Below are 4178 nucleotides of genomic sequence, written 5' to 3' on the forward strand. Positions count from 1 at the left end.
CCCAGGAGCCGGAGCGGCAGACCGTCGACGCCTTCGTCCATGGCTGCCTGGAGCGGTTTCAGTTGCTGCGGCCCGAAGCCGAGGTCGAACTGGGCCTGGGCCGTTCCGTGGGCCAGCTGCCGCTGCGCGCGCCCCCTGCCCTGCGCCATGCCTTGATGAACCTGCTCAACAACGCCGCCGATGCCTCGGCCATGCGCCATAAAAACGTGGTGGGGCTGGAAGTGCACCGCGACGGGGCCATGCTCGAATGGATCGTGATGGACCACGGGCCCGGCTTTGCCGACGATGGGGACTTCGCCACCCGGATCGGTGGTTCTGAGAAACAGACCGGCCTTGGCATCGGCCTGGCGCTGGCCGAAGCCACGGCCGAGCGACTTTCCGGTGAACTCATCGCCACCAATACCGCACACGGCGCAGAGATGCGCCTGCGCCTTCCCCTTGCCGTGATTGGAGATGCCACATGAACCAGCTACCGGGACCGGCCGCTCCGCTCCTGATCGTCGACGACGATCCGACGTTTTCGCGCGTGCTTGCCCGGGCGCTGGCCTCCCGCGGCTTCGAGGTGCTCACCGCCGACAACGCCACCGAGGCCCGCGCGCTGGCCCGGCGCCACCAGCCGCGCTACTGCGTGCTGGACCTGAAGCTGGGCGACGAGAACGGGCTGAAGCTGATACCGGACCTGCAGGCACTGGTCCCGGAGATCCGCGTGCTGCTACTCACCGGCTATGCGTCGATCGCGACCGCGGTGGAAGCGATCAAGCGCGGCGCCCACGATTACCTGGCCAAGCCCGTCGACGCCGATGCCGTGGTGCGCGCCCTGCTGGACGACGACGGCGGCGCCGGTGACGACGAACTGATCGACGCCCCCGACGCCCCGTTGCCGCTGCGCCGCCTGGAGTGGGAACACATCCAGCGCGTGCTTACCGAGTGCGACGGCAACATATCCGAGACGGCGCGGCGGCTGGGCATGCACCGCCGCACATTGCAGCGCAAGCTCGGCAAGCACCCGGTGCGCGAACGGCCCGACGAAGGCTGATTGCCCCTTCTAAGACACCGGCTGGGGATTGGGGAACCGCACGCTGGCGATGCGCTCGGTGCCGGGCAACGACCGCAGTTCGATCGGCCACTGGAATCGGTCGGACAACCGCCGCGCGATGGCCATGTCGAAGCCGTGGGTATCCACCGCGTTTTCACGGGACGCTTCGGCCACGTGGTTGGCCACGCTGATCAGGCCGGGCATCACCGTCACCACCACCTTGCCCTGCTCGGTCTGCTGCAGGGCATGGCGCAGCAACTGGTTGATCATCACCGCGAACACGCGCGGCGAACCATGCAGGGCGAAGCTGGAAGGTTCGTCCAGCACGATCTGCACGTTGCGGCCGATCACCTGCTGGGCTGCCGATTCCACTTCCTTGCGCAGTACGCCGTTGACCACGAAGTCTTCCTCCGGCAAGCCCTTGTCCGACTCGCGCGAGAGCACCAGGAAGGCCTCGACCAGTGCCTCAAGCTCGCGCGACGAACGGCGGATGCGGTCGAGCGAACGCATGCCGAAGCTGGAGAGATTGGTTTCCTCGGCCAGCATGTCGGCGGACATCTTGATCACCGTGAGCGGACTGCGCAGCTCGTGGCTGGCGTCGCGGGTGAAGTTGCGCTCGCGTTCGCCGAAGCCGCGCAGGCGCACGGCGAAAGTGTGCAGCCCCCTCGCGATCGATGTCACACCGGCATCGGTACGCGGCGACAGGCGCGAGGGCTGCAAGGTTTCCACATCCGAATTTTCATCGTCCCAGGCATCCATCACCCGGGCCAGGGTTTCGATCGGCATCCAGGCACGGCTGACCGCCATCCACGCCAGCACGCTGGTGGCAAGGATGATGGCAATCACCGCAACCACCGGTGCAACGTTGTTCACGGCCATCACGGTGGCGATGATCACCACCACCATCTGGAGGAAGAAGACCAGCGTCATCCGGCGCCGGAAGGCTCCGGCGCGTCCGTGCGATCCAACCCGGCCGCCGGCGATGTCGTTCTGCCGCGACACCTCAGGCCGTTTGCTGGGACGCCGTCGCGACCTCTGCATCCAGATCGGCCAGGCGATAACCTGCGGAGTGAATCGTGTGCAGCAGGGCGCGGTCGAACGGTTTGTCGATCACGCGGCGCAGGTTGTACAGGTGCGAACGCAAAGTGTCGGAGTCCGGCAACGTGTCGCCCCAGATTTCGCGCTCGATGTCGCGGCGGCTCACCACCCGGGGTGATTCACGCATCAGGATCGCCAGCAGCTTCAACCCGATGGGCGAAACGGTCAGTTCCTGTCCGGCGCGGGTCAGCCGAAGGGTGGCGGTGTCGAGCGTCATGTCGCCCACGTTGAGCACCTCGGAAGACACCTGGCGGCGGTCGCGGCGGATCAACGCGCGCAGGCGGGCTTCGAGCTCGCGTACTTCGAAGGGCTTGACCAGGTAGTCGTCGGCGCCGGCTTCCAGGCCGATCAGCTTGTCCTCCAGGGTGTCGCGGGCGGTCAGCATCAGCACCGGGGTGGATTTCTTGCCGTCCTTGCGCAGCTTGCGGCACAGGTCCAGGCCATCCATGCCCGGGAGCATCAGGTCGAGCACGATCACGTCGTAACTATTGGATACGGCAAGGTGCAGGCCGCTGACCCCGTCAGCGGCGTAGTCCACCGAATAGCCACGCCTTTCAAGGAACTCGCCGACCATCTCGGCGATGCCACGGTTGTCTTCCACCAGCAGGATCAGGCCGCTCTGTTCGTCATGTGCACTCATCAACGGTCTCCGTGGTTCATTTCACATTTGTGAAAAGGTAGCTGCCGCGCCGGTGATGCGGGCGTGAACGGGGGCTCGGGCGATTTAACGCAGGTTAGAAATCCCCTCTCCAGAGCATTAATGCAGCAAGGGTCTCAAGGCGGCGTCAACGTTGTCCGCCACGCGCGGCTCGCCCTCGGCGGTGGGATGCAGGCCGTCGTCCTGCATCAGCGCGGGGTTGGTGGCCACGCCGTCGAGCAGGAAGGGCAGCAGCGCAAGATGCTGCGTGTCGGCCAGGCCTTTGTAGGCCGCGCGCAGGCCGTCGCGGTACTGCGGCCCGTAGTTCACCGGAAGCTCGATCCCCAGCAGCAGCACCCGGGCGCCGGCCTGCTTGGACGCCTGCGCCATGGCGGCAAGGTTGGCCTTGAGCGGCTCCAGCGGCAGGCCCCGCAGGCCATCGTTGGCGCCGAGCTCGATCACCACCACGGCCGGCCGGTATTTGGCCAGCAGCGAGGGCAGCCGGTTGCGTCCGCTCAGCGAGGTTTCCCCGCTGATGCTGGCATTGACGAGGGACCAGCCCGGCACCATGTTCGAATAACGCGCCTGCAGCAGGCTCACCCATCCCTTCTCGATCGGGATGTTGTGGGCGGCCGATAACGAATCACCCAGTACCAGGATGGTTCGCGGCGTGGCGGCATGCGCCGGCCCCATCGCGAAAGCGACCACCAGCAAGACAACCGCAAGGCAACGACGCATGAGTGATTCCCGGCCGGTATTGGAAGCCATCGATGTTAGCAAGTACGTCCAGGGTCCCGATGGGCGCCTGGACATCCTGCACCGGGTAGACCTTTCCATTCCCGCCGGTGAAAGTTTCGCCATCGTCGGTGCCTCGGGCTCGGGCAAGACCACCCTGCTGGGCCTGCTTGCCGGCCTGGATACCGCCAGCGGCGGCAGCATCCGCCTGGACGGCCACGAGCTGGGCGCGCTCGACGAGGAACGCCGCGCGGCGGTGCGGCGCCGCCTGGTGGGCTTCGTATTCCAGTCGTTCCACCTGCTGCCGGCACTCACCGCCGAGGAAAACGTGATGTTGCCGCTGGAACTGGAAGGCGACGACGACGCCCGCAGTCGTGCCCGCACGGCGCTGGCCAACGTCGGCCTGGCCGAGCGGCGCCGCCACTATCCGGCGCAGCTCTCCGGCGGCGAGCAGCAGCGCGTGGCGCTGGCCCGGGCGTTCGTCCATGGGCCCCGCCTGCTCTTCGCCGACGAGCCCACCGGCAACCTCGACCAGAAAACCGGCCAGCAGGTGGGCGACCTGCTGTTCGCGCTGAACCGCGAGCACGCCACCACCCTGGTGCTGGTCACCCATGACGTGCGCCTTGCCGCACGCTGCGCCCGTAGCGCCGAACTCACCGGTGGCCGCCTGGG

At 66.9% G+C, this 4178-nt stretch carries 6 protein-coding genes; 3 read left to right on the forward strand and 3 right to left on the reverse strand.

Going from position 1 to position 4178, the window contains the following annotated elements:
* Together VK519_RS03685 and VK519_RS03690 are read left to right on the forward strand one after the other, a co-directional pair.
* A partial coding sequence (locus tag VK519_RS03685; RefSeq protein ID WP_324347788.1) for a sensor histidine kinase occupies nt 1-464 on the forward strand: 464 nt, incomplete at its 5' end.
* Nucleotides 461-1036, forward strand: coding sequence for a response regulator transcription factor (locus VK519_RS03690; RefSeq protein ID WP_250625181.1), 576 nt, complete (start codon nt 461-463; stop codon nt 1034-1036). The genes VK519_RS03685 and VK519_RS03690, both read left to right, overlap by 4 nt.
* 9 nt (nt 1037-1045) lie before the next feature.
* Here VK519_RS03690 and VK519_RS03695 read toward each other — a convergent pair whose 3' ends face one another.
* From VK519_RS03695 to VK519_RS03705, 3 genes are all read right to left on the reverse strand, one after another.
* Nucleotides 1046-1966 (reverse strand): sensor histidine kinase, encoded by a 921-nt coding sequence (locus tag VK519_RS03695; protein ID WP_324347792.1) that lies wholly within the window; start codon nt 1964-1966, stop codon nt 1046-1048.
* A gap of 73 nt (nt 1967-2039) precedes the next feature.
* Complete coding sequence (locus tag VK519_RS03700; RefSeq protein WP_250625179.1) at nt 2040-2774, reverse strand: response regulator transcription factor; 735 nt, start codon at nt 2772-2774, stop codon at nt 2040-2042.
* A 117-nt stretch (nt 2775-2891) separates the two neighbouring features.
* Nucleotides 2892-3509, reverse strand: coding sequence for an arylesterase (locus tag VK519_RS03705; RefSeq protein ID WP_324347793.1), 618 nt, complete (start codon nt 3507-3509; stop codon nt 2892-2894).
* On the opposite strand from VK519_RS03705, the gene VK519_RS03710 reads away from it, so the two are divergent.
* A partial coding sequence (locus VK519_RS03710) for an ABC transporter ATP-binding protein (protein ID WP_324347794.1) occupies nt 3508-4178 on the forward strand: 671 nt, incomplete at its 3' end. The two genes, VK519_RS03705 and VK519_RS03710, sit on opposite strands and share 2 nt — an antisense overlap.

Source organism: Pinirhizobacter sp. (assembly GCF_035317885.1).
In the GTDB taxonomy this organism is placed as follows: domain Bacteria; phylum Pseudomonadota; class Gammaproteobacteria; order Xanthomonadales; family Rhodanobacteraceae; genus Pinirhizobacter.